The organism is Bradyrhizobium xenonodulans, assembly GCF_027594865.1.
Classification (GTDB): Bacteria; Pseudomonadota; Alphaproteobacteria; order Rhizobiales; family Xanthobacteraceae; genus Bradyrhizobium; species Bradyrhizobium xenonodulans.
The window spans coordinates 1,022,501-1,045,677 of sequence record NZ_CP089391.1 but is presented as its reverse complement, the minus strand read 5'-3'; the positions used below and the strand labels follow the sequence as shown (position 1 = coordinate 1,045,677).

Below are 23,177 nucleotides of genomic sequence, written 5' to 3'. Positions count from 1 at the left end.
TCGCAGCACGCCGGATTAATTCACTGCGCCAAACGGCGCCTTCTCAGGCCGCAGGCGCCTTCGGCGTGCGATTGCGGGAGTTGCGCTGGAAGAACAGCGCCTGGCTCGCCACCGCCGAGACCATTGCGGGCTGGAACGGCTTCGAGATCAGGAACGCCGGCTCGGGGCGCTCGCCGGTGAGGAAGCGCTCCGGATAGGCGGTGATGAAGACCACCGGCACCTCGAAGGTGCGCAGCAGCTCATTGACGGCGTCGAGGCCCGAGGAGCCGTCGGCGAGCTGGATGTCGGCGAGGATCAGGCCCGGCCGCTTGTTCTTGGCCAGCGCCACCGCATCGGCATGGGTGCGCGCGACACCGACGACGTTGTGGCCGAGATTCTTCACCAGGCTCTCGAGGTCCATGGCGATGAAGGTCTCGTCCTCGATGATCAGCACGTCGGTGGCAATCTCGGCCGCCATCTCGCGTCCGGCCGCATCCGCAAGCCGGCGCGTCTCGGCGACGTCGGTGCCGAGGATGTAGCCGACTTCCTCCTCCGAGAAGCCTTCGAGCGAGAGCAGCAGGAACGCCTGCCGCGGCAACGGCGTGATGTTCGACAGCCGCCGCTCCGGCGGCATCGGCAAGGTCGTCACCTCGGCATCGTCATTGACGGAGACCGAATTCCAGATCTGGGTGAAAAGCCTGAAGAGGCCGGCGCGGGGCCCATGGGCCTCGTCGAGCACGGACGGATCCCCCAGCATGGCTTCCAACATGGCTGCGACATAGGCGTCGCCGGACGCCTGGCTGCCCGTCAGGGCGCGCGCATACCGGCGCAACAACGGCAAGTGTTCAGCAACGAGCTGTGAACGGGACATCCCCACTCCATTCATCTTCGGGCCGACCTTGAAGAACAGGCAACACGAGGGGAGGCCCGGGTTCCCCTACTGTGGCTGAAGACGCCTCAGCTCAATAAAAGTTCCCCAGATGCCGGAACTTTTTGTCGAACGTGGAATTGAACCTGTCCAGGGAACGGCTCCCGGTTGAGAAAACTTCTCGATTTTACAGTAACTTAACTCGGGGAAACGTGGAACAGGTCATGAAAGATCTCAAGTCTCAAGCCAGCAAAAGCACGACCCCCGGCAAGGGAGGCCTCACTCCGGAGATCCAGTCCCGGATCGGGCACCAGCTGCGCGCCATGTATGATGACGTGGTGCGGCAGGGGGTTCCAGACCGGTTCGCGGAACTGATCAAGAAGCTTGATGCGCCGGGAGGCGCACCCCAAGTGGAAACGGACGGGGGCTCCAACGACAACAATACTGGGAGGGATTAATGCCTCTCACCGACTCCCTTCGAGACGACATCCTCGCGGCCGTGCCCAGTCTGCGCGCGTTCGCGATCTCGCTCAGCGGCAATGCGGACCGCGCCGACGATCTGGTGCAGGAAACGCTTCTGCGTGCGCTCGCCAACATCGACTCGTTCCAGCCCGGCTCCAACCTGCCAGCGTGGCTGTTCACGATCCTGCGCAACCTGTTCCGCTCCGACTATCGCAAGCGGCGGCGGGAGGTGGAGGATGCCGAGGGCAACTACGCCAAGACGCTGAAGACGCAGCCGTCGCAGAACGCGCATCTCGAGTTCGAGGAGTTTCGCGGCGCGCTGGAGAAGCTTCCGCAGGACCAGCGCGAGGCCTTGATCCTGGTCGGCGCCTCCGGCTTCTCCTATGAGGATGCGGCCTCGATCTGCGGCTGTGCGGTCGGCACGATCAAGAGCCGCGTCAACCGCGCGCGCTCGAAGTTGGCCGCGCTGCTCTATGTCGACGGCGCCGAGGACTTCGGGCCCGACGAGACCGTGCGCGCCGTGATCGGCGGCAGCGGCGGATAGCGGCAGGCGTCAATCGGATCCTGGGCACAGTGTGAAGGCGGCGGCTTCTGCGGCCGCCTTTACTGTGTCAAAATCACTCGTCCAGGAAGGTCGCGGTGTCCGCCACGCTCGCGCGCGAGGTGCGGTAGCTGTTGACCTTATGCGCGTTGTCGGCATAGCCGAACGAGATGCCGCACACGACGCGGCGGTCGTCGGGCAGGTTGAAGTGTCGGCGGATCAGGCCGGAGTGGCGCGCGAGCGCCGCCTGCGGAATGGTGCCGAGCCCGAGCGCCTGCGCAGCCAGCATGAAATTGCTGACATAGGCGCCGCAATCAATCGCGCCGTAGATGCCGAGCGGCTCGTTGGTGTGGATGATCGCGACATGCGGTGCGCCAAAGAAATTGTAGTTCTCAAGCGCCTGCTTGGCGTAGGCGCTTCTGTCGCCGCGGGCGATGCCGAGCGTGTTGTAGAGCTGAAAGCCGCTCTCGCGGCGGCGTTCCAGATAAACCCCGACATATTCGCGCGGCGGGGTGAAATCGTGATCGTCGCCGGCGCCGGATGCCGCCTCCGCGTAGATCGCCTTGCGAAAGCGTTCCTTGGCCTCGCCGCTGGCGATCAGCACCTGCCAGGGCTGGCTGTTGCACCATGATGCCGTGCGCTGCGCCGTGGTCAGCACATGCTCGATGGTGGCGCGGTCGACCTCCCTGGGGAGGAAGGCGCGGACGGAATAGCGCTCGTTGAGGAGCTCTTCGAGCACGCCGATGCGGTCGTTCTGGTTGACTTTAGCGTCCATGGATCAGCTCGCACTCTTCTCTTCGTAGGGTGGGCAAAGCCGCACAGCGCCGTGCCCTCCGACAGACTTGCCTCCGAGCATCCGCATAAGGTGGGCGCGCTTCGCTTTGCCCACCCTATGAGATGCAGCGAGAGGCAATATCATCGCCCCTTGGTCGGGATCTTGTTATACGGCACATCCTTGTCGACCCGGATATCGCCCGGCAATCCCAGCACGCGCTCGGCGATGATGTTGCGCAGGATCTCGTCGGTGCCCCCTGCGATGCGCATCGAGGGCGAGGACAGCAGCATCTGCTGGAACTGGCCCTGCACCGTCTCCTCGTCGCTACCGGTGAGAACACCGGCCGCCCCCTGGAGATCCATGGCACAGGTCGCGATGTCCTGCAGCATCATGCCGGAGACCAGCTTGCCGATCGAATTCTCCGGCCCCGGCCGTTCGCCTTTCGACAGCGCCGAGATCGCGCGGTAGCTGGTGTATTTCAAGCCGCTCGATTTCACCGCCCAGCTCGCCAGTTTTGAGCGCACGGCGGGGTCGTCGATGGCGAGGCCATCCTCCAGCATCAGGTTCGAGCAGAACTCGAACATCTCAGGCACGCCCGTCGCAAGCCGCGCGCCGATCGACATGCGCTCATTCATCAGCGTGGTCAGCGAGACGCTCCAGCCTTCGCCAACGGCGCCGAGACGCTGGCTGTCCGGAATCACCACATCGGTGAAATAGACCTCGTTGAACTCCTGCATGCCGTTGGCCTGCTTGATCGGGAGGACTTCGACGCCAGGACTCTTCATGTCCAGGAAGAACATGGTGAGGCCCTTGTGCTTGGGCACATTGGGATCGGTGCGCGCGATCAACAGGCCGAAGTCGGAATAATGCGCGCCCGAGGTCCAGATCTTCTGGCCGTTGACGACCCAATTGTCGCCCTTCTTCTCCGCGCGCGTGCGCAGGCCCGCGACGTCAGAACCGGCCGACGGCTCGGAGAAGAGCTGGCACCAGATCTCCTCGCCCGCAGCGAGTTTTGGCAGATGCCGGCGCTTGGCATCTTCGCTGCCCCAGGCCATCACGGTCGGGCCACACATGCCCTCCCCGATCTGGAACGGTTGCGTCAACTTGCCATAGACGCCCTCTTCCTGCTGCCAGATCACCTTCTCGATCGGCGTCGCGTCGCGGCCGCCATATTCCTTCGGCCAATGCAGGCAGGCCCAGCCAGCTTCGAATTTCTTCTTCTGCCAGGCCTTGCCGACATCGACGATGTCATGATTGGCGAGCCGGATGCGGCCGAGCGAGGATTTCGACAGCTCGGCGTGCAGCTCTTTCGGCGCGTTGGCCTCGACCCATTTGCGCGCGGTCTCGCGGAAGGCGGCTTCCTGCGGGGTGTCGTCGAAATTCATGGCGGACCTCTACCCTCTTCCCTTGGTCGGGATCTTGTTGAACGGCACGTCCTTGTCGACACGGATATCACCGGGCAGGCCGAGCACCCGCTCGGCGATGATGTTGCGCATGATCTCGTCGGTGCCGCCTTCGACGCGCGTACCCGGCGCACGCAGCAGCATCGCCTGGAAACGGCCGGCGAGCTCGGCATCCTCGCCGCTGACCACGCCGCTCGCACCCTGCAAGTCCAGCGCGTAGGTCGCGACATCCTGGATCATCGAGCCCGCCACCAACTTGCCGATGGAGTTTTCCGGACCCGGCCGCTCGCCCTTCGACAGCGCCGAGATCGCACGCATGCTAGTGTATTTCAACCCGCTCGCCTTCACCGCCCAGTTGGCGAGCTTCGAGCGCACTGCGCGATCCTCTATCGCCGGACCGTCGTCGAGCATCAGGCCGGAGCAATATTCGAACAGCTCGGGGAAACCGGTCGAGACGGCCGCGCCGATCGCGCTGCGCTCGTTCATCAGCGTGGTCAGCGAGACGTTCCAGCCGTCGCCGACCTCACCGAGGCGCTGGTGATCGGGAATCCGGACATTGGTGAAATAGACCTCGTTGAAGTCGGAGGCGCCGCTCGCCTGCTTGATCGGCCGCACCTCGACGCCGGGGCTCTTCATGTCCAGGAAGAACATGGTGAGACCCTTGTGCTTGGGCACGGTGGGATCGGTTCGCGTGAGCAAAATGCCGTAGTCGGAATAATGCGCGCCCGAGGTCCAGATCTTCTGGCCGTTGATCACCCAGTCGTCCCCGTCCTTCTCGGCGCGCGTGCGCAGCCCTGCGACATCCGAGCCGCCGGCCGGTTCGGAGAACAGCTGGCACCAGACTTTCTCGCCGGAGGCGAGCGGCGGCAGATAGCTGCGCTTATGCTCCTCGCGCGCGAACGCCATCATGGTCGGCCCGCACATGCCGTGGCCGATGATGAACATGCGGGACAGCAGGCCGAACGGCCCCTCTTCCTGCTGCCAGATCACGCGCTCGATCGGCGACGATCCGCGGCCGCCATATTCCTTCGGCCAGTGCAGGCAAGCCCAGCCGGCATCGGCCTTCTTCTTCTGCCAGGCCTTTGCGACCTCGAGAATGTCAGCGTTCTTGAGCACGGTACGGCCGAGCGAGGATTTGCGCAGCTCTTCCTCGTATTGCTTGGGCGCGTTGGCGCCGATCCAGGCGCGGGCCAGGCTGCGGAATTCGGCTTCCTGCGGGGTGTCGTCGAAATTCATGGTGTCAGTCCTTGGCCGCGCCATTCATCTCGTAGGATGGGTAGAGCGCAGCGAAACCCATCTCTTTCAATCTTCGTGTGGTGATGGGTTTCGCTACGCTCTACCCATCCTACGCACCACGCAGCTGTCGTCACGCCGCGTTCTTCTTCCGCATGCGGTCGATCAACTGGTCTTCCCAATAAGTGAGGCTGCCGAGCCCGAGCGCCATGGCGTTGGCGCGGCGGTAATACATGTGGCAGTCGAACTCCCAGGTGAAACCCATGCCGCCGTGAACCTGGATGTTGTTCTTGGCGCAATGCTGGAACGCCTGCGTCGCGCTGATGCGCGCGGCGGCTGCCGCTTCCGGCAGTTCGGCGGCATTGGTCGAGAGCGCCCAGGCGCCGTAATAGCTGTTGGAGCGCGCCAGCGTCGCCGAGACATACATGTCGGCGAGCATGTGCTTGACCGCCTGGAACGAGCCGATCTGGCGACCGAAGGCGATGCGGTCGAGCGCGTAGTCGCGGCCCATCTCCAGTGCGCGGTCGGAGCCGCCAACCTGCTCGAACGCACACAGCACCGCGGCGCGGTCGAGCACCTGGGTGAGAATGCTCCAGCCGTCACCGGCGGCGCCGAGCGGCTCCGCCTTACAGTCTTTGAAGTTGATCTCAGCCTGCCCGCGGGTCGGATCGAGATTGGTGAGGCTCTTGACCTGGACGCCGCCAGCCTTCAGGTCAACCAGGAACAGCGAGATGTCGCCGTCGCGGCCGCTCGATCCCGTACGCGCAGCGACCACCGCGAAGTCGGCAATCACGCCATCGGCGACCGGCTTCTTGATGCCGTTGAGCACACCATTCGCAGCAGTGAGCTTGACGTTTTTCGGGGACGGATTGCCGTTGCCCTCGAACAGCGCCAGCGTACCGATCGCCTCGCCCGAGGCAATCGCCGGCAACCATTTCTTCTTCTGCGCATCGCTGCCTGCAATCAGCAGCGCTTCGGCGGCGAGATAAACTGTCGAGGAGAACGGCACCGGCGCATTGGCCCGGCCCATCTCCTCCGCGATCACGCAAAGCTCGAGATGGCCGGCGCCGGCACCGCCGAATTCTTCCGGGATCGCGACGCCGAGAAAGCCCATCTCGGCGAGGCCCTTCCACAGCTCCTTGTCATAGGACGCCTTGCCGTCCAGCACGATGCGCACCGCCTTCGGCGAGCATTTTTCGGTGAGGAACTTGCGCGCCTGATCGCGGAGCTGTTTCTGGTCGTCGGAGAAATCGAAGTTCATGGCGGCTACCCTGTTATTGCTGTTCTGTAGGATGGGTGGAGCGAAGCGATACCCATCAATTATCTGGCGAAAGGCGATGGGTTTCGCTGCGCTCTACCCATCCTACGGCGTTCATCGCAGCACGATCACGTCTTGATCCGGCTTGTCGGCATACAGCCGCTCCACCAGCGTAGCGCGGCGTTCGAGGCCGGCGCGCTGGTTGATGTAGCCCTTGTCGGTGAGCTCGTTGCCGTCGATCGAGGGCGGCTCGGCCATCAGCATCGCGCGCGCGATGATGCGGCTGCTGGCGCCTTCGCATTCCTTGTTGTGAGCTTCGAGCCCGCGCTTGAAGCAGGCGATCACCTCGGGATGCTTCACTGCGTCCTCGAAGCTGAGATCGGCATTGCCGACGAGCTGGCGGCAGGCGTGCAAATTGGGCCAGGCCAGCAAGCCGATGAAGGCGCGATCCTGCCCTGCGACCAGCGCGTCATGCACGACAGGCGTCGCAGCCGCGATCGCGTCGGTGCGAAGCGAGCCGACGTGCACGAAGGTGCCGGTGGTGAGCTTGAAATCCTCGACCACGCGCCCGGCAAAGATGATGCCCTTCACCGGATCGGAATCGTCGACGAAGACTCCGGCATCGCCGATGCAGTAAAAACCTTCCTCATCGAACATCTTCTTCGTCAGATCCGGCTGACCGAAATAGCCAGGCGTGACGTTGACGCCGCGCAGGCGCAGTTCGTATTTCGAGCCGCACGGCACCATCTTCAATTCGACGCCGGGGAACGGCAGGCCGATCAGGCCGACGCGCTCGGTGTCCCAATAGGTGCCGGTCGAGGTCGGCGCGGTCTCGGTCGAGCCCCAGCCGGTATAGAACACGATGCGCTTGCCGGTCGTCTTCACGGCGAGGGCCTGCATACGGTCGTAGAGATCATCCGGCAGCCGCGCGCCGCCATAAGCCATGATCGACAGGTTCTTGAAGAACGAGCGGCACAGCGCGTCGTCCTTCTCCATCGCGGCCGCGAGCGCGGCATAGCCGGCGGGCACGTTGGCGTAATAGGTCGGCGAGATCTCGCGCAGATTGCGCAGCGTCTCGTCGAACTGGCCCGGCATCGGCCGGCCGTCGTCGATATAGAGCGTGCCGCCGTCGACCAGCACAGGATGAAACGCCGCATTGCCACCCATGGTGTGGTTCCACGGCATCCAGTCCAGCATGGTCGAGATCGGGCCATCAGGCGAGCGCGGGCGCACCTGCATCATCATGGCAGCATTGGCGCACATCATCGCTTGCGTGTTGATGACGGCCTTGGGCATGCCGGTCGAGCCGGACGTGAACAGCAGCTTGCCGACGGTGTCGGGCGTGATTTTTGCGATCGACGCCTCGACATCGGTGGTCACTGGCGTCGCCGCAAGCTCCGCGAAGCTGACGCTCTTGATGCCCTCGCAGGGCCGCATGACATGAACGACGGTGACGCCGGTGAGATCGAGTGCTTTCAGCGCCTTCTCGAAAGTGGGGCCGTCCTGCACCATCACCACGGCCGGCTTGATCAGGTCGAACAGATACTTCAGCTTGACGTGGTCGTGGCTCATCAACGAGTAGGCCGGCGACACCGGTGCTGCCGGTGAGCGGGCCTGCATCGCGGCCTGCGTCATCAGCGCATGCTCGATCGAATTGCCGGAGAGGATCGCAACGGGACGGCCATCAAGTCCGAGATTGAGCAGACCTTGCGTCAGCGCATCCACGGTGCGCTTGGCTTCGCCGTAGGAGACCTTGCGCCATTCGCGATTGGGGCCGCCGCGCTGCGCGAGCCAGATGCGCTCGGGCGCCTCTCGCGCCCATTTCGCCAGCGAGGCCGGAATGTGCTTTTCGTAGGCTTGCAGCGGAATGCGCGACTTCAGCACCACCGTGCCATCAGCGCGGCGCTCGACATCGATGTCGCGCGCGAGCCACTCGACCTTGCGAAAGGCGGGCTTTGACATCACCGCCGCCGCGCTTCCACTCATTTTGCGTCTCCCGGAATTACTGTCCTTTACGGATCATTCTCGTTCAGCGCTTGATATAGACAGGCTTTCGCTTTTCAAGGAAGGCCCTGATGCCTTCCGAAAATTCTTCGGAGCGGCTGCACAGGACCTGGTTGCGATCCTCCATCGCGATCGCGGCTTCCAGCGATCCGGCATCGACGCTCATGTTGAGGCATTCTTTTGACAGCCGCAGCCCCACGGGCGAAGCCGTCATCATCGCATCGACATAAGGCTCGGCCGCTTCATCGAGCGTGTCCTCGTCGACGACTTCGGAGACCAGCCCGACCGCCAGCGCGCGCTCGGCGCCGATGAAGCGGCCGGTCAAGATCAGCTCCGATGCCACCGACACACCGACGAGCCGCGGCAGAAAGTAGCTGGTGCCAATGTCGCAGCCGCCGAGGCCAAGCTTGATGAAGGCGCAGTTCATCCGCGCCGATTTCGTCGCGATGCGGATGTCGGAGGCGAGCGCCAGCGCGAAACCGCCGCCAGCCGCCGCGCCCTGCACCAGCGCCAGGATCGGCTGCGGACAGCGCCGCATCAGCATCACGATGTCGGCGATGCGCCGTTGCGAGTCGAGCGACTCCGTCACGCCGGGCGGCTCCTGCTGCCCGGCCCGGCGGGACATCGCCGCCTTGAGATCAAGGCCTGCGCAAAAGTTCTTGCCGGCGCCCTTCAGCACGACGACGCGTGTGTCGCGATTACGCTGGAGGCCCTGGAAGTAAACGTTGAGCGCGTCGATCAGCGCGGGATCGAGTGCGTTGAGGTTTTCGGGCCGATTGAGCGTCACCCGGTCGACGCCGTCGTCATGCTCGATCAGCAGCGGTTGGGACATGGGGCGCTCCTGCATCCGCTCTTTGACTGGCGGTTATTGCGCCCTCTCCCCTCGTGGGGGAGGGCATGTACGTCGCTAGCCACATACTCGCTTGGGTGAGGGGTCTGTCTCCGCGGAGAGAATCCCTCATCCGGCGCGCTCAAGAGCGCGCCACCTTCTCCCACAGGGGGAGGAGGGAAGCGCACGCCGCCTACCGCGGGGCCATGCGGATGGCGCCGTCGAGACGGATGGTCTCGCCGTTGAGCATCGGGTTCTCGACGATATGCACCGCGAGCGAACCGTATTCCTTGGCATCGCCGAGACGCGAGGGATGGGGCACCTGGGCGCCCAGGCTCTTGCGGGCCTCTTCGTTCAGCCCCATCAGCAGCGGCGTGAAGAACAGGCCGGGCGCGATGGTGTTGACGCGGATCTTCTGGCTGGCGAGGTCGCGCGCGGCCGGAAGCGTGAGGCCGACGACGCCGCCCTTCGACGCCGAATAGGCGATCTGACCGATCTGGCCTTCGTAGGCGGCAACCGAGGCCGTATTGATGATGACGCCGCGCTCCTCGCCGACGGGCTCGATCGTGACGAGGCGCTCGGCGAACAGCCGCAGGCAGTTGAACGTGCCGATCAGATTGACGTTGATGATGCGCGCGAACTTTTCGAGCGGGTAGACGCCGTCGCGGCCGACGATGCGCTGCGAGCCGCCGATGCCGGCGCAGTTCATCAGCACGCGGGCAACGCCATGCGCGGCTTCCGCCTTCGCGATCGCCGCCTTGATCTGCTCTTCGCTGGTGACGTCGGCATGGAGCGCAACGCCCTTCACCTCGGCGGCGACCTTCTCGGCGTTATCCTTGTTCTGGTCGATGACGCCGATCCTGGCGCCCTTGGCCGCCATGGCGCGCGCGGTCGCTTCGCCGAGGCCCGAACCACCACCGGTGATGAGAACGGCTACGTCTTTCAATTCCATGACAAGTACCTTTCCTTGGGCGTTTCTTCTCTAGACTTGAGAGTGTTGGGCCGGATTATCCGGCCGCGGCAGCTTCCCCGGCTTGCGTGAGGATGCCGCCGCAGATCAGCGTTTCCATGTGCTTGATATATTGCCGGCAGACGTCATCGGTGACCGGACCGACGCCGGTCGCGCGAGACATCGCGTGCCGGCCGAAGAACAGGTGATCGCAGGCACCGATCAGGCTGGTGTAGAACAGCACCGGATCGGTGGCGCGGAACTCACCGCGGCTGACGCCCTCGGCAAGCAGACGGCGGTGAAAGTCCAGCAGCGGCGCGACGAAGAACTTTGAGACTTCGTCGGCGGAGCCCGCGACGCTCTCATGCAGCAGATAATGGATCAGCCGGTTCATGTAGGGGAACCGGTGATAGGCGCGGATGATGCCCGCAATGTGCAGCTTCAGCTTCGCCGTCGATGTGATCGGCTGCGCCAGCAGATATTCGAGGTTGGACATCTCGGTCGCGGCATCCCGCGCGAGCAGCGCCAGCAGCAGGCCGTCCTTGTTGCCGAAATGATATTTGACCAGCGCGGCGTTGGCGCCCGACTTCTGGGCGATGTCGGACAGCGAGATCTCGATCGAGGAGCGTTCGATCATCAGCTCGCTCGCGGCCACGAGCAATTTCTCTGCCGTGGAATTTTTCCCGCTGGGGAGCCTGTTCGGTACGCTGGTCGCCACGGAGATCCCTGTTCTTGCCGCATGAACGGGCCGCAGATAAGCCGAAGCAGCGCCTCATCACAAGAGTTAATTGATCGATTGACTAAACGATATCCCGCCCCTTAAATCCGCCCCTGACAAACCAACCCCTATCAAGAACAATCATGGGAGAGACCGAAATGGCCGAGGCTTACATCGTCGCCGCTGCGCGTACCGCCGGCGGGCGCAAGGGGGGCCGCCTCGCCGGCTGGCATCCGGCCGATCTCGCCGCCAAGGTGCTGGACGAGCTGGTCGATCGCACCAAGGTCGATCCGGCCCTGGTCGAGGACGTGATCATGGGCTGCGTGATGCAGGTCGGCGAGCAGTCCAACAACGTCGCGCGCAACGCGATCATGGCCTCGAAACTGCCGGAGAGCGTGCCGGGCACCTCGATCGACCGTCAGTGCGGCTCGTCGCAGCAGGCGCTGCACTTCGCGGCGCAGGCCGTGATGTCCGGTGCGATGGACGTGGTGATCGCCGCCGGCGTGGAATCGATGACGCGCGTGCCGATGGGCCTGTCGTCGCAGCTTCCGGCCAAGAACGGTTTTGGCAATTACAAGAGCCCGGGCATCGAGGCGAAGTATCCGAACATCGTGTTCAGCCAGTTCACCGGCGCCGAGATGATGGCCGAGAAGTACGGCCTGTCGAAGGATGATCTCGACGAATATTCCTACCAGAGCCATCAGCGCGCGATCGCGGCGACGCAAGCCGGCCACTTCAAGAAGGAGATCGTGCCGCTCGAGATCACCCGCGCGGACGGCTCCAGGGACACCCATCACATCGACGAAGGCATCCGCTTCGATGCCACCCTCGACGGCATCAAGGGTGTCAAGCTGATCGCCGAGAACGGCAAGCTCACCGCAGCCAGCGCCAGCCAGATCTGCGACGGCGCCTCCGGCGTGATGGTGGTGAACGAGCGCGGCCTCAAGCAGCTCGGCGTCAAGCCGCTCGCGCGCATCCATCACATGACCATGACCGGCGGCGATCCCGTGATCATGCTCGACGCTCCCCTGCACGCCACCAAGCGCGCGCTGGAGAAGGCCGGGATGAAGATCGACGACATCGACCTGTTCGAGGTCAACGAGGCCTTCGCCTCGGTGCCGACCGGCTGGCTGAAGACCACCGGCGCCGATCCCAGCAGGCTCAACGTCAATGGCGGCGCGATCGCGCTCGGCCATCCGCTCGGCGGCTCCGGCACCAAGCTGATGACGACGCTGGTCCACGCGCTGCACCAGCGCGGCAAGCGCTATGGCCTCCAGACCATGTGCGAAGGCGGCGGCATGGCCAACGTGACGATCGTGGAACGGCTGTAAAAAACAAACGCGAATAGTGAGTGGCGAGTAGCGAATGGTGAGTAGGCGAAGAGCGGTCCGCCCTTCTTCCCTATTCGCCCTTTGCTACTCGCCATTCGCGTTTTGAGGAAACGCCATGACCCATCCCTCCATCCACGCCCGCGCCAGGCCCGACAAGATCGCCTACCAGATGGCCGCCACCGGCAAGGCGATCACCTACCGCGAGCTCGACGAGCTCTCCAACCAGGGCGCAAACCTGTTCCGCTCGCTCGGCCTCAAGGCCGGCGACCACATCGCGCTGCTGATGGAAAACCGCCTCGCCTTCATGGAGATCTGCTGGGCGGCGCAACGCAGCGGGCTGTATTACACTGCGATCAGCCGCTATCTGAAGCAGGACGAGATCGACTACATCATCGCCGATTGCGGCGCCAAGATCGTGATCACGACGCCGAAATGCGCCGACCAGATCAAGGATCTGGTCAAAGGCGCGCCGGGCGAGCCGATCTTCTACATGATGGACGAGCCTTTGCCCGGCTTCCGCTCCTATGACAAGGAAGCCGCAGCGCAGCCGACCACGCCGGTCGCCGACGAGGTCGCCGGCTACGACATGCTGTACTCGTCGGGCACGACGGGCCGACCGAAGGGCATCAAGAAAGCGTTCGAGGGCAAACCGATCGACGAGCCGAACGCATTCCTGCGCGTGCTCTGCGCCAACATGTGCGGCATGAACGCCGACACAATCTACCTTTCTCCGGCACCGCTCTATCACGCAGCTCCCTTGCGCTTCAACATGATGGCGATCGTGCTCGGCGGCACCTCCATCATCATGGAGCACTTCGATGCCGAGGACTTCCTGAAGCTGGTCGAGAAATGCAAGGTCACGCAATCACAGCTCGTGCCGACCATGTTCGTGCGCATGCTGAAGCTGCCGGACGAGGTGCGCAGCAAATACGACGTCTCGACACTGAAGGGCGCGATCCACGCCGCGGCGCCCTGCCCGGTCGACGTCAAGGCAAAAATGATCGAATGGTGGGGACCGATCCTGATCGAGTATTACGCAGGCTCGGAAGGCAACGGGGTCACCGTCTGCAGCTCGAAAGAATGGCTGGCGCATCGCGGCAGCGTCGGCCGCGCCGTGGTCGGCAAGATCAAGATTCTGGACGAGAACGACGAGGAACAGCCGGTGGGCGAAATCGGCACGGTCTATTTCGCCGATGCGCCGGCGTTCACCTATCACAACGACCCTGAAAAGACGAAGAAGGCCTACAACGCCAAGGGCTGGTCGACACTTGGCGACGTCGGCTATCTCGACAAGGACGGCTTCCTCTTCCTCACCGACCGCAAGTCCTACATGATCATCTCGGGCGGGGTGAACATCTACCCGCAGGAAACCGAGGACGTGCTGATCACCCACCCGGAGATCGCCGACGTCGCGGTGTTCGGCGTGCCGAACGAGGAGATGGGCGAAGAGGTCAAGGCTGTGGTGCAGCCGCACGACATGAAGCGTGCCGGCAAGGCGCTCGAAGCCGACCTGATCGCCTATTGCAAGACGCGTCTCTCCGCCATCAAATGCCCGCGTTCGATCGATTTCGAAGCCGAGCTGCCGCGCACGCCGACCGGCAAGCTGGTGAAGCGGCACCTTCGCGATAAATATTGGCCGAAGTCAGCAGCGAAGATTTAGGGGATCTCGTAGGGTGGGCAAAAGCGCGAAGCGCCCTGCCCACCACTTTTCCAGGTTACGACGAGATGGTGGGGACGCTTCGCTTTGCCCACCCTACGGCGCCGTCGCAAGCCGTCTCAATCAAACAAACTCGGCGTGTGGTTCACCAGCGCGCCTTCGATCTCGAGCATCTTCAGCTTCGTCACCACGCCGCCGTTCGCCGAGAAGCCGCCGGGCTTGTTGCCGGCCGCCAGCACGCGATGGCAGGGCACGACGATCGGGCACGGGTTGCGGCCGAGCGCCTGGCCGACGTCGCGCGACAACTCGACACCGCCGAGCTGCTTGGCGATGTCGCCATAGGTGATGGTCTTGCCGGGCGGAATGGCGCGGGCGATCTCGTAGACGCCGCGGTTGAAATCGGGAACGCCGTCGAGGTCGAGCGGGATGTCCGTGAGGTCATCAGGCTCGCCCGCGAGCAGCTTGACGATGCGGTCGATCGCCTGCTGCACCTCGGCCGTCGGCTCGGCCTCGGTGGCATCGGCGTGGCGCTGGCTGATGCGGCTGCGGATCTTCTGCTCGCCGCCCATCGGCAATTGCGTGCCGTTGATGCCGCGCGGGCCCCAGGCGATGGCGCAGAGGCCGATCTTGGTGTCGAACAGGGCAAAATGCTGGTCGGTCATGGCTTGGTTCCTGGCTGCGTCCTTGTCGCATGCCCCCATTGTCATCTCGGCCTAAATCTAGGCTTGGAAATAGTTGCGATCCACCCGGTTTCCGGGAATCTTGCACAGGAGTTCCGCCTGCCTCGCGAGTCCCGAATGCAAAGCCTCCACGTCAACGGATACGACATGCCCTATCTCGACGTGGGCGAGGACAGGGGCCGGCCGCCGCTGGTCTGCGTGCACGGCTCGCTTAACGACTTCCGTGTCTGGGGCTGCGTGCTCGGGCCGCTGTCGCAGCGGCACCGGGTGATCGCCGTCAGCTTGCGGCACTTCTTCCCCGAGCGCTGGGACGGCCTCAGTGACACCTATTCGATCGCGCAACATGTCGATGACGTCATCGCCTTCATCGAGCAGCTGCATGGGCCGGTCGATCTGATGGGCCATTCGCGCGGCGGCCACATCTGCTTCCGCGTGGCACAGCGGCGGCCCGACCTGCTGCGAAGGTTGATCCTGGCCGAGCCCGGCGGAGAGCTCGATGCAACTCTCGATCCGGATTATGTCGGCGGTCCCTCGCCGCTCTTGGCGCGGTTCACGGCCTCGGCCGAGAAGATCGCGGCGGGCGATGTCGACGGCGGCCTTGCCGTATTCGTGGACACGCTGGAGGGCGCCGGCACCTGGCCGCGGCTGCCGGCGATGGTGAAGCAGAACCTTCGCGACAACGCCACCACCCTGATCGGCCAGGTACGCGACAATCGCCCGCCCTTCTCGAAGGCGGATGCGGAATCGATTTTGATGCCGACGCTGTTCATCCTGGGCGCGCGGACCAAGGGCCTGCTGCCGAAGGTGCTGCACGCGCTTGCCGCGCATGTGCCCTATTCGAAGACCGCGATCATCCCGAACGCGACGCACCCGATGTTCGAGCAGGCGCCGCAGAGATACTCCGAACTGGTTCTCGACTTTCTGGCGAGCTGATCATGCAGAGCTTTCACGTCAACGGTTACGACATGGCCTATCTCGAAGTCGGAGAGGGCCCGCCGCTGGTCTGCGTGCATGGCACGCTCGGCGACTTCCGCACCTGGTATTCGGTGCTCGGTCCGCTGTCGAAGCGTCACCGCGTGATTTCGGTCAGCCTGCGGCATTTCTTTCCCGAGCATTGGGACGCCATCGGCAAGGACTACAAGATGGCGCAGCATGTGGCCGATACCATCGCCTTCATCGAGCAGGTCCAGTCCGGCCCGGTCGATCTGATGGGCCATTCGCGCGGCGGCCACATCGCCTTTCGGGTCGCGCAGGCGCGGCCTGACCTTTTGCGCAAGCTGGTGCTGGCCGAGCCCGGCGGCGATCTCGACGCGAACCTGCCGGTGCCGGAAGGCACGCCCGCGCACCCGCCGCTGGCCGCGCGCACGGCGCGCTCGGTCGAGATGATCCGCTCGGGCGATATCGAGGGCGCACTTCAGAATTTCTACGAGGGCATCGAGGGCGACGGCTCGTGGCGGCGCGTGCCGGCGGCGGCGAAGCAGCAGCTGCGCGATAATGCGCTGACCTTCCTTGGCCAGATCAACGAGCAGCGCAGGCCGTACACCCTCGCGGACGCGCAGGCGATCAGGACGCCGACTCTGCTGATCGGCGGCGGCGCCACCACCGGCAGCCTGTCGGTGATGTGGCGCGTGCTCGCCGAGCACATTGCGGGCGCGCAGACGGCGGTGATCCCCAATGCCGGACACTGGATGTTCGAGCAGGCGCCGCTGGAGTTCGGCGAGGTCGTGAGCAGGTTTCTGGCGGAGTAGCTCTTCCCCTTGTGGGAAAGGGGAAGAGCGCTCGCTTCACACCTTCCAAACGCCGACCGGCATCTTGATCGTCGCGTTGAGGCGGTTCCAGACGTTGATCGTCGCGATCGAGAGGATGAGAGTCGCAAGCTCGCGCTCGTCGAAATGCTTGGCAGCCTCGTTCCAGACCGCATCAGGCACCGGGTCCTCGCGGTCGGCAAGGCGCGTCACCGCCTCAGCGAGCGCCAACGCGGCGCGCTCGGCGTCCGTGAAATAGGGTGCATCGCGCCAAGCGGCGACGGCGAACAGGCGCTCGTCGGTCTCACCCAGCTTGCGGGCGATCTTGGGATGCATGTCGACACAGACGCTGCAGCCATTGATCTGGCTGGCGCGCAGGTGCACCAGTTCCAGGAGCTTTTCCGGCAGGCCCTGCTTGGTCAGGTTGCCCAGGGACTGAAGGACATTCATGGCCTCAGGCAGGACCATGACCGGGTGATTCATACGTGCGTGCATCGTTCTGTCTCCATCTCACGAATTTCGAAGGTTCCGGTCACATCAGCCGGAATGGCTTCGTCATGGGCATGACGGATCGCGATGAGGGAATGTGACCGATGACCGACGAAAATTTTCTCTCCCGGCAGTTCGAGGCCAACCGGGACCATCTGCGCGCCGTCGCCTACCGGATGCTGGGCGCGAGCGGCGAGGTCGACGATGCCGTGCAGGAGGCCTGGCTGCGGCTCAGCCGCAGCGATACGTCCGACGTCGCGAATTTGAGGGGCTGGCTGACGATGGTCGTCGCGCGCATCTGCCTCGACATGCTGCGCGCACGAAAATCGCGCAAGGAAGACCCGATGGGCCCGCACGTGCCCGAGCCGGTCGACGAGACGCGGGAGCGCGAGGCGGATTTGGCCGATTCCGTCGGCGCGGCGCTGCTGGTGGTGCTGGAGACATTGCAACCGGCGGAGCGGCTCGCCTTCGTGCTGCACGACATGTTCGCCGTCCCCTTCGAGGAGATCGCGCCGATCGTCGGCCGCTCTGTCGACGCCTCGCGCCAGCTAGCGAGCCGCGCGCGGCGGCGCGTGCAGGGCGCACCGGTGCCTGAGACGGACCTGTCGCGCCAGCGCAAGATCGTCGATGCCTTCCTGGCGGCTTCGCGCGAGGGCAATTTCGAAGGCCTGTTGGCCGTGCTCGATCCCGACGTCGTGTTCCGTGCCGACCGGGCCGCGGTGCGGCTCGGCACGCTGCCGGAGATCCGCGGCGCGGATGCTGTCGCACAGCTCTACAAAGGCCGTGCGCAGGCTGCCCGGACGGCGCTGGTCGATGGCGAGATCGGCGTTGCGGTCATCCTCGGTGGAGATCTCCGCATCGCATTGCGCGTCACGTTCAAGGACGACCGTATCGCCGGGATCGAGGCCGTGGCCGATGCCGAAGCGATCGCCGCACTCGAGGTGGAGGTGCTGGAGCGCTGAGGCGGAAACGCTTTTTCTCGAAACAACCCCATGCACAGTAGCCGGCCCCAGTCATATCAATAGCTTAGAGGGCTCCATAAACGACCGCTGGCGCAAGGTCGGGGCCATTGACGTCGCCTCCGTCGCGCTGTAGCTTCGAATACGGAATTCCGTATTCCATCTATCTTTGGAGCCGCCGGCGTGATCCCTCTCGACCCGCTTCCGAACCTGATCGACCAGGTCTATGCGCGGATCCTGGAGGCGATCTCCGACCGCACGCTGCAGCCAGGCCAGCGGATCCGGCAGAACGATCTCGCCGACAAGCTCGGCGTGTCGCGCCAGCCGGTGTCGCATGCGCTGCATCTCTTGCACCGGCAGGGCCTCGTCGCCGAGAGCGGCAAGCGCGGTTTTGAAGTCACCCAGCTCGACCCCTCGCGCATCCGCCAGCTCTACGAGGTGCGCGGCGCGATCGATGCGCTGGCCGCGCGGCTCGCCGCGATGCGCGCTGGCTCCGACGCGGCCGGACGCGCACGGCTCGACGCAGCGCTCGCCGCCGGACGCCGCATCGACCGCAACACATCGCTCACCGAGCTGATCGTGCTCGATGTCGATTTTCACCGCTCGATCTATCAGCTCGCCGGCAATCCCGTGATCGAAGAGACGATCGCGCCGCAATGGCCGCATATGCGCCGCTCGATGGCGACGGTGCTATCCGAGCTCGACTATCGCGGCAGCGCCTGGGCCGAGCATGCCGATATCGCCAAACACATTCTCGCAGGGGACGCGAAAGCGGCCGAGCATGCGGCGCTGGCGCATGCGCAGACGGCGGGACGGATGACCGAGGAGAGATTGAGGGCGACGAACGAGGCGGCGGCGTAGCGAAGCGCTGTCACGACGAAAGACAATAAAAACCAAAACAGGAGGACGACCCATGAAACTGTCCCAGGAGCAATTGGAGTTCTTCCACCGCGAGGGCTGGCTGTTCCTGCCCGAATTGTTCAGCCAGGAGGAGGTCGATCTGCTCGCGCGCGAGGCGGTCGGCATTTACGACGCCAACAGGCCGGAAGTCTGGCGCGAGAAGAGCGGCGCGCCGCGCACGGCGTTTGCCGCGCATCTCTACAACGAGGCGTTCCGGATCCTCGGCGCGCATCCGCGCATGATCGACCCGGTCGAGCAATTGTTCGGCGAGCCGGTCTACATGCACCAGTTCAAGATCAACGCGAAATCGGCCTTCACCGGCGATGTCTGGCAGTGGCACCAGGATTACGGCACCTGGAAGCGCGACGACGGCATGCCGGAACCGCGCGCGATGAACATCGCGATCTTCCTGGACGAGGTGATGCCGATCAACGGCCCCCTGATGCTGGTACCGCAGAGCCAGAATGCCGGCGACCTCCAGGCCTCGCATGACCTTGCGACGACATCCTACCCGCTGTGGACGCTGGACGAGGAGACCGTGACGCGCCTCGTCAAGCAGGGCGGCATCGTGGCGCCGACCGGCAAGCCCGGCGGCATGCTGATGTTCCATGGCAATCTCGTGCATGGATCGGCCGGCAACATCACACCCTACCCGCGCAAGATCGTGTACCTGACACTGAACGCGGTCTCGAATTACATCCGCACCCCGACAAGGCCGGAATATATCGCGCACCGCGATTTCGCGCCGATCAAGACGGTGGACGACGACGCGCTGGTGCGGCTTGCAAGGGCGCCGCGGCAGGCGGCGGAGTAGGATGGTCTCGTGCCCCGGGCGCAGCGCAGCACGTCAGTGATGCGCTGCTGAGCCGGGGCCCACGATACGGTCAGTTTCTGCGGAGCGGCACTTCGCGCCGCACCGCGTCCGGGACACGATAGTTTCGCAGGACATCCCCCATGAACCTCTTCCGCCTCCTCCAGGCCCGCGCGGCCGCCGGCAAGCCCGTCCGTGTCGCGCTGATCGGCGCCGGCAAATTCGGCTCGATGTTCCTGGCGCAGGTGCCGCACACGCCGGGGCTGGAGGTGCCCATCATCGTCGACATCGACCGCGACCGCGCGCGCGAGGCCTGCCGCACCGTCGGCTGGGGCGCCGAGCGGATCGCCGCCACCGTCTTCACCGACGACGGCGCGCGCGCCATTGCCGGCGGCGCGATGGATGTGGTGGTGGAGGCGACCGGCAATCCCGCCGTCGGCATCAAGCATGCGCGCGCGGCAATCGCTGCGGGCAAGCATATCGTGATGGTGAACGTCGAGGCCGACGTGCTGGCGGGCCCGCTGCTCGCCGAGGAAGCGCGCAAGGCCGGCGTCGTTTATTCGCTGGCCTATGGCGACCAGCCGGCGTTGACGGCGGAGATGGTGGATTGGGCGCGCGCCACCGGCTTTCGCGTCGTGGCGGCCGGCAAAGGGACAAAATATCTGCCGGCCTATCACGACGTGACGCCCGAGGGCGTCTGGCAGCATTACGGCCTGACCGCGGGCGAAGCGCAATCGGCCGGGATGAATCCGCAGATGTTCAACTCCTTCCTCGACGGCACCAAATCGGCGATCGAGATGGCCGCGATTGCGAACGCCTGCGGCCTAGATGTGCCCGCAGGCGGCTTGCTGTTTCCGCCCTGCGGCGTCGACGACCTGCCGCATGTGATGCGGCCGCGCGACAGAGGCGGCGTGCTGGAACGATCCGGCGTGGTCGAGGTCGTCTCCTCGCTCGAGCGCGACGGACGGCCGGTGTTCCGCGACCTGCGCTGGGGCGTCTATGTCGTGCTGGAGGCGCCGAACGACTATGCTGCCGACTGCTTCAGGCAATACGGCCTCAAGACCGACGCCAGCGGACGTTTTGCCGCGATGTACAAGCCCTATCATCTGATCGGGCTGGAGCTGAACATCTCGGTGCTGTCGGCCGCGCTGCGGAGTGAGCCGACCGGACAGCCCTTCGGCTTCCGCGGCGACGTCGCATCCGTGGCCAAGCGCGATTTGCGCGCCGGCGAGATGCTGGACGGCGAAGGCGGCTACACGGTGTGGGGCAAGCTGGTGCCGGCGGCCGCGAGCCTGAAGGCGGGCGCCCTGCCGATTGGTCTGGCGCATCGTCTCAAGCTGAAGCACGACGTCGCCCATGGCGAGATCGTGCGCTGGAGCGACGTCGAGTTCGACGCGGACAACGAGACGGTGAAGACGCGCAAGGCGATGGAATCCGCATTCGCAGTGCAGCATTGACTGATGCCGCCGGTAGCGCAACCAAAGTCCGCTTGATTTGCGCACCCCCCTTGGTCATCCTGACCACGATCCGGAAAGCTTGAATTCGGACACCAGGAAACGTCGGCCAGCGACGAAGACCAAAGCGACGCAAGATCGCGATCCCTCGTCGAGGACTCGACATCACAGAGAGGGGAGACGCATGGAACGTCGTAAATTCCTGACGGCAGGCGGATTGGGCCTTGCCGCGAGCGCAGTCGCTGCGCCGGCTATCGCGCAATCGATGCCCGAGGTGAAATGGCGGCTGGCGGCGAGCTGGCCGAAATCGCTCGATACGCTCTACGGCGGCTGCGAATATTTCTGCAAGCGCGTCGCCGAGATCACCGACAACCGCTTCCAGATCCAGTCCTTCGCCGCCGGCGAAATCGTGCCGGGCCTGCAAGTGCTCGACGCCGTCTCGAACGGCACGGTCGAGATGGGCAATACCGCGCTGTACTATTACTGGGGCAAGAACCCCGCCTTCACCTTCGGCACCGCGCTGCCGTTCGGACTCAACACGCGCCAGCACATCTCCTGGCTGTTGTGGGGCGGCGGTCAGGACATGCTGAACGATCTTCTGAAGGAATATGGTGCCGTCGGTGTGCCGACCGGCTCGACCGGTGCCCAGATGGGCGGCTGGTTCCGCAAGGAGATCAAGACCGTCGACGATCTCAAGGGCCTGAAATTCCGTGTTGGCGGTTTTGCCGGCAACATCATCGGCAAGCTCGGCGGCGTGCCGCAGCAGATCGCGGCCGGCGACATCTACCCGGCGCTGGAAAAAGGCACGATCGACGCGGCCGAGTGGGTGGGTCCGTATGACGACGAGAAGCTCGGCTTCGTGAAGGTCGCGAAGTACTATTACTATCCGGGTTGGTGGGAGGGCACCGGCCAGGGCCACAACATCATGAACCTCGAGAAGTGGAATGCGCTGCCGAAGCATTATCAGGCAGCCGTGTCGGCCGCCTCGCTCGACACGTTCACCTGGGTGACGGGCAAATACGATGCGGTGAACCCGCCGGCCCTGAAGCGCCTGCTGGCTGCCGGCGCGATTCTGAAGCCGTTCCCGCAGGAGGTGCTCGAGGCCTGCTACAACGCCGCGGGCGAGATCTACGCCGATCTCAGCAAGACCAATCCGCACTTCAACAAGATGTACACGAGCCTGTCGGCGTTCCGGAATGAGTCGCTGGCCTGGATGCAGGTCGCCGAACTCAGCTACGACAGCTTCATGATGCGGATGCGGACGAGAACGTGACGGCGTAGCGTCTGAAAACGACGAAAGCCCCGGAGATATCTCCGGGGCTTTTTGCGTCGATGAAGCTCTCGCTTTTACGTCAATGAAGGTCCGTAGGGTGGGCAAAGCGAAGCGTGCCCACGCGTCTTTCCCAGCCGAGAGGACGTGGGCACGGCGCGCCTGGCGCGCCTTTGCCCACCCTACGGCTGCAAATGCGTGGCGCGAGCAACCGCGCCACACACATTCTCAATTCTCGTCATCCCCGAGCGCCGCGACGAGCTTGTCGTAGTACTTGCCGACCAGATCGATATTGCCTTTGTTCTCGAGCTGCGGCGCCGGCGTCTTCAGCGCTTCATTGAGCTCGTCGAGCACTTCCTTCTTGTCCTTGGCGGGCATCTTCTTGTCGGCCTGGATCTGCGCGATCTGCGCCTTGATAACGGCTTCGGGGCCGACATATTTCTTGGTCGCGGGATCGAAGCCGCCGAGCACCAGGCTGATGTTGTCGACGACGTTGTTGTAGTCGTCATAGCCGGCAAAGCCGTTCTTCTTGGCGACGCCGTCGAGCTGGGCAATCACCTTCTGGTCGGGCGCAGTGTTCTCCGGAAGCTTCTCGGTGACCACGTCAATGTCCTTCTGTGCGGCAAGCACGCCCTCGAGCTGCTTGTCAGTCAGCGCGATCTGCTTGAGCGCCGGAGCTTGCTGCTGCGCCGGCGCGGCCTGCGGGGCCGGGGCCGACTGCTGCTTGGCTTGCGCGAACGCTGAATCAGAGGAGCCGATCGATGCTGCGGACAGAAGGCACGCGACGCCGAGCGCGGTGAGGGCGGGACGAAGCGATGCTGGCATGGAGGTCTCCTCGGATCTTTGGCGGGCAGGTTTCGAA

Annotated in this window: 23 protein-coding genes; 11 read left to right on the top strand and 12 right to left on the bottom strand. The window is 64.4% G+C overall.

Annotated elements, in window-relative coordinates; all coding sequences use genetic code 11:
- Positions 1-43: 43 nt before the first annotated feature.
- Positions 44-850, bottom strand: a complete 807-nt coding sequence (locus I3J27_RS04930; protein WP_270165892.1) for a response regulator — start codon at positions 848-850, stop codon at positions 44-46.
- A 221-nt stretch (positions 851-1,071) separates the two neighbouring features.
- Between I3J27_RS04930 and I3J27_RS04925 the strand changes: the two genes are divergently transcribed.
- Together I3J27_RS04925 and I3J27_RS04920 are read left to right on the top strand one after the other, a co-directional pair.
- Positions 1,072-1,305, top strand: a complete 234-nt coding sequence (locus I3J27_RS04925) for a NepR family anti-sigma factor (RefSeq protein ID WP_270165890.1) — start codon at positions 1,072-1,074, stop codon at positions 1,303-1,305.
- On the top strand, positions 1,305-1,853 hold the full coding sequence (locus I3J27_RS04920; RefSeq protein ID WP_014491704.1) for a sigma-70 family RNA polymerase sigma factor: 549 nt from the start codon (positions 1,305-1,307) through the stop codon (positions 1,851-1,853). The genes I3J27_RS04925 and I3J27_RS04920 overlap by 1 nt, the downstream gene beginning before the upstream one ends.
- 73 nt (positions 1,854-1,926) lie before the next feature.
- On the opposite strand, the gene I3J27_RS04915 is transcribed toward I3J27_RS04920, so the two are convergent.
- The 8 genes from I3J27_RS04915 to I3J27_RS04880 all read right to left on the bottom strand — a co-directional run bounded on the left by I3J27_RS04915 (position 1,927) and on the right by I3J27_RS04880 (position 10,938).
- On the bottom strand, positions 1,927-2,625 hold the full coding sequence (locus I3J27_RS04915; protein WP_270165885.1) for a nitroreductase: 699 nt from the start codon (positions 2,623-2,625) through the stop codon (positions 1,927-1,929).
- 140 nt (positions 2,626-2,765) lie between these two features.
- Positions 2,766-4,010: an acyl-CoA dehydrogenase gene (locus I3J27_RS04910; RefSeq protein WP_270165883.1), complete on the bottom strand. Its 1,245-nt coding sequence runs from the start codon at positions 4,008-4,010 to the stop codon at positions 2,766-2,768.
- A gap of 9 nt (positions 4,011-4,019) precedes the next feature.
- Positions 4,020-5,264, bottom strand: coding sequence for an acyl-CoA dehydrogenase (locus tag I3J27_RS04905; RefSeq protein ID WP_270165881.1), 1,245 nt, complete (start codon positions 5,262-5,264; stop codon positions 4,020-4,022).
- Between the two features lie 130 nt (positions 5,265-5,394).
- Positions 5,395-6,522, bottom strand: coding sequence for an acyl-CoA dehydrogenase family protein (locus I3J27_RS04900; RefSeq protein ID WP_270165879.1), 1,128 nt, complete (start codon positions 6,520-6,522; stop codon positions 5,395-5,397).
- 111 nt (positions 6,523-6,633) lie between these two features.
- The gene (locus I3J27_RS04895) at positions 6,634-8,505 is read right to left on the bottom strand and encodes an AMP-binding protein (RefSeq protein ID WP_270165876.1); all 1,872 of its coding nucleotides are present in this window, start codon (positions 8,503-8,505) and stop codon (positions 6,634-6,636) included.
- A 43-nt stretch (positions 8,506-8,548) separates the two neighbouring features.
- The gene (locus I3J27_RS04890) at positions 8,549-9,355 is read right to left on the bottom strand and encodes an enoyl-CoA hydratase/isomerase family protein (RefSeq protein ID WP_270165874.1); all 807 of its coding nucleotides are present in this window, start codon (positions 9,353-9,355) and stop codon (positions 8,549-8,551) included.
- Between the two features lie 190 nt (positions 9,356-9,545).
- Positions 9,546-10,304, bottom strand: a complete 759-nt coding sequence (locus tag I3J27_RS04885) for an SDR family NAD(P)-dependent oxidoreductase (RefSeq protein ID WP_094973236.1) — start codon at positions 10,302-10,304, stop codon at positions 9,546-9,548.
- A gap of 55 nt (positions 10,305-10,359) precedes the next feature.
- The gene (locus I3J27_RS04880; RefSeq protein WP_270165869.1) at positions 10,360-10,938 is read right to left on the bottom strand and encodes a TetR family transcriptional regulator; all 579 of its coding nucleotides are present in this window, start codon (positions 10,936-10,938) and stop codon (positions 10,360-10,362) included.
- A gap of 239 nt (positions 10,939-11,177) precedes the next feature.
- On the opposite strand from I3J27_RS04880, the gene I3J27_RS04875 reads away from it, so the two are divergent.
- Together I3J27_RS04875 and I3J27_RS04870 are read left to right on the top strand one after the other, a co-directional pair.
- A complete protein-coding gene (locus I3J27_RS04875) occupies positions 11,178-12,350 on the top strand; it encodes an acetyl-CoA C-acetyltransferase (RefSeq protein WP_270165867.1) in 1,173 nt (390 codons plus the stop codon).
- 115 nt (positions 12,351-12,465) lie between these two features.
- Positions 12,466-14,010: an acyl-CoA synthetase gene (locus I3J27_RS04870; RefSeq protein ID WP_270165865.1), complete on the top strand. Its 1,545-nt coding sequence runs from the start codon at positions 12,466-12,468 to the stop codon at positions 14,008-14,010.
- A gap of 116 nt (positions 14,011-14,126) precedes the next feature.
- Here the strand turns inward: I3J27_RS04870 and I3J27_RS04865 are convergent, their stop codons facing one another.
- Positions 14,127-14,669 (bottom strand): methylated-DNA--[protein]-cysteine S-methyltransferase, encoded by a 543-nt coding sequence (locus I3J27_RS04865; protein WP_270165863.1) that lies wholly within the window; start codon positions 14,667-14,669, stop codon positions 14,127-14,129.
- Positions 14,670-14,804: 135 nt separating this feature from the next.
- On the opposite strand from I3J27_RS04865, the gene I3J27_RS04860 reads away from it, so the two are divergent.
- Both I3J27_RS04860 and I3J27_RS04855 read left to right on the top strand, forming a co-directional pair.
- Complete coding sequence (locus I3J27_RS04860) at positions 14,805-15,620, top strand: alpha/beta fold hydrolase (RefSeq protein WP_270165861.1); 816 nt, start codon at positions 14,805-14,807, stop codon at positions 15,618-15,620.
- Between the two features lie 2 nt (positions 15,621-15,622).
- On the top strand, positions 15,623-16,435 hold the full coding sequence (locus I3J27_RS04855) for an alpha/beta fold hydrolase (protein WP_270165859.1): 813 nt from the start codon (positions 15,623-15,625) through the stop codon (positions 16,433-16,435).
- A gap of 36 nt (positions 16,436-16,471) precedes the next feature.
- Here the strand turns inward: I3J27_RS04855 and I3J27_RS04850 are convergent, their stop codons facing one another.
- The gene (locus tag I3J27_RS04850; protein ID WP_270165857.1) at positions 16,472-16,927 is read right to left on the bottom strand and encodes a carboxymuconolactone decarboxylase family protein; all 456 of its coding nucleotides are present in this window, start codon (positions 16,925-16,927) and stop codon (positions 16,472-16,474) included.
- 98 nt (positions 16,928-17,025) lie between these two features.
- On the opposite strand from I3J27_RS04850, the gene I3J27_RS04845 reads away from it, so the two are divergent.
- The 5 genes from I3J27_RS04845 to I3J27_RS04825 all read left to right on the top strand — a co-directional run bounded on the left by I3J27_RS04845 (position 17,026) and on the right by I3J27_RS04825 (position 22,318).
- A complete protein-coding gene (locus I3J27_RS04845) occupies positions 17,026-17,883 on the top strand; it encodes a sigma-70 family RNA polymerase sigma factor (protein WP_270165854.1) in 858 nt (285 codons plus the stop codon).
- A gap of 180 nt (positions 17,884-18,063) precedes the next feature.
- A complete protein-coding gene (locus tag I3J27_RS04840) occupies positions 18,064-18,741 on the top strand; it encodes a GntR family transcriptional regulator (RefSeq protein WP_270165852.1) in 678 nt (225 codons plus the stop codon).
- A gap of 52 nt (positions 18,742-18,793) precedes the next feature.
- Positions 18,794-19,594 (top strand): phytanoyl-CoA dioxygenase family protein, encoded by an 801-nt coding sequence (locus I3J27_RS04835; protein WP_270165849.1) that lies wholly within the window; start codon positions 18,794-18,796, stop codon positions 19,592-19,594.
- Positions 19,595-19,734: 140 nt separating this feature from the next.
- On the top strand, positions 19,735-21,048 hold the full coding sequence (locus I3J27_RS04830) for an NAD(P)H-dependent oxidoreductase (protein WP_270165844.1): 1,314 nt from the start codon (positions 19,735-19,737) through the stop codon (positions 21,046-21,048).
- A 181-nt stretch (positions 21,049-21,229) separates the two neighbouring features.
- The gene (locus tag I3J27_RS04825; RefSeq protein WP_270165842.1) at positions 21,230-22,318 is read left to right on the top strand and encodes a TRAP transporter substrate-binding protein; all 1,089 of its coding nucleotides are present in this window, start codon (positions 21,230-21,232) and stop codon (positions 22,316-22,318) included.
- Between the two features lie 225 nt (positions 22,319-22,543).
- Here the strand turns inward: I3J27_RS04825 and I3J27_RS04820 are convergent, their stop codons facing one another.
- Entirely contained in the window at positions 22,544-23,140 is a 597-nt protein-coding gene (locus I3J27_RS04820) for a hypothetical protein (RefSeq protein ID WP_270165840.1), read from the bottom strand.
- Positions 23,141-23,177: the final 37 nt, after the last annotated feature.

What these genes read in the sequence shown, in the direction of transcription:
- I3J27_RS04885 (WP_094973236.1), bottom strand. Translation starts at nt 10,304, where the DNA reads ATGGAATTGAAAGACGTAGCCGTTCTCATCACCGGTGGTGGTTCGGGC.
- I3J27_RS04830 (WP_270165844.1), top strand. Translation starts at nt 19,735, where the DNA reads ATGAACCTCTTCCGCCTCCTCCAGGCCCGCGCGGCCGCCGGCAAGCCC.
- I3J27_RS04880 (WP_270165869.1), bottom strand. Translation starts at nt 10,938, where the DNA reads ATGATCGAACGCTCCTCGATCGAGATCTCGCTGTCCGACATCGCCCAG.
- I3J27_RS04850 (WP_270165857.1), bottom strand. Translation starts at nt 16,927, where the DNA reads ATGCACGCACGTATGAATCACCCGGTCATGGTCCTGCCTGAGGCCATG.
- I3J27_RS04890 (WP_270165874.1), bottom strand. Translation starts at nt 9,355, where the DNA reads ATGTCCCAACCGCTGCTGATCGAGCATGACGACGGCGTCGACCGGGTG.
- I3J27_RS04820 (WP_270165840.1), bottom strand. Translation starts at nt 23,140, where the DNA reads ATGCCAGCATCGCTTCGTCCCGCCCTCACCGCGCTCGGCGTCGCGTGC.
- I3J27_RS04900 (WP_270165879.1), bottom strand. Translation starts at nt 6,522, where the DNA reads ATGAACTTCGATTTCTCCGACGACCAGAAACAGCTCCGCGATCAGGCG.
- I3J27_RS04875 (WP_270165867.1), top strand. Translation starts at nt 11,178, where the DNA reads ATGGCCGAGGCTTACATCGTCGCCGCTGCGCGTACCGCCGGCGGGCGC.
- I3J27_RS04845 (WP_270165854.1), top strand. Translation starts at nt 17,026, where the DNA reads ATGACCGACGAAAATTTTCTCTCCCGGCAGTTCGAGGCCAACCGGGAC.
- I3J27_RS04865 (WP_270165863.1), bottom strand. Translation starts at nt 14,669, where the DNA reads ATGACCGACCAGCATTTTGCCCTGTTCGACACCAAGATCGGCCTCTGC.
- I3J27_RS04895 (WP_270165876.1), bottom strand. Translation starts at nt 8,505, where the DNA reads ATGAGTGGAAGCGCGGCGGCGGTGATGTCAAAGCCCGCCTTTCGCAAG.
- I3J27_RS04860 (WP_270165861.1), top strand. Translation starts at nt 14,805, where the DNA reads ATGCAAAGCCTCCACGTCAACGGATACGACATGCCCTATCTCGACGTG.
- I3J27_RS04905 (WP_270165881.1), bottom strand. Translation starts at nt 5,264, where the DNA reads ATGAATTTCGACGACACCCCGCAGGAAGCCGAATTCCGCAGCCTGGCC.
- I3J27_RS04920 (WP_014491704.1), top strand. Translation starts at nt 1,305, where the DNA reads ATGCCTCTCACCGACTCCCTTCGAGACGACATCCTCGCGGCCGTGCCC.
- I3J27_RS04910 (WP_270165883.1), bottom strand. Translation starts at nt 4,010, where the DNA reads ATGAATTTCGACGACACCCCGCAGGAAGCCGCCTTCCGCGAGACCGCG.
- I3J27_RS04870 (WP_270165865.1), top strand. Translation starts at nt 12,466, where the DNA reads ATGACCCATCCCTCCATCCACGCCCGCGCCAGGCCCGACAAGATCGCC.
- I3J27_RS04855 (WP_270165859.1), top strand. Translation starts at nt 15,623, where the DNA reads ATGCAGAGCTTTCACGTCAACGGTTACGACATGGCCTATCTCGAAGTC.
- I3J27_RS04825 (WP_270165842.1), top strand. Translation starts at nt 21,230, where the DNA reads ATGGAACGTCGTAAATTCCTGACGGCAGGCGGATTGGGCCTTGCCGCG.
- I3J27_RS04925 (WP_270165890.1), top strand. Translation starts at nt 1,072, where the DNA reads ATGAAAGATCTCAAGTCTCAAGCCAGCAAAAGCACGACCCCCGGCAAG.
- I3J27_RS04930 (WP_270165892.1), bottom strand. Translation starts at nt 850, where the DNA reads ATGTCCCGTTCACAGCTCGTTGCTGAACACTTGCCGTTGTTGCGCCGG.
- I3J27_RS04835 (WP_270165849.1), top strand. Translation starts at nt 18,794, where the DNA reads ATGAAACTGTCCCAGGAGCAATTGGAGTTCTTCCACCGCGAGGGCTGG.
- I3J27_RS04915 (WP_270165885.1), bottom strand. Translation starts at nt 2,625, where the DNA reads ATGGACGCTAAAGTCAACCAGAACGACCGCATCGGCGTGCTCGAAGAG.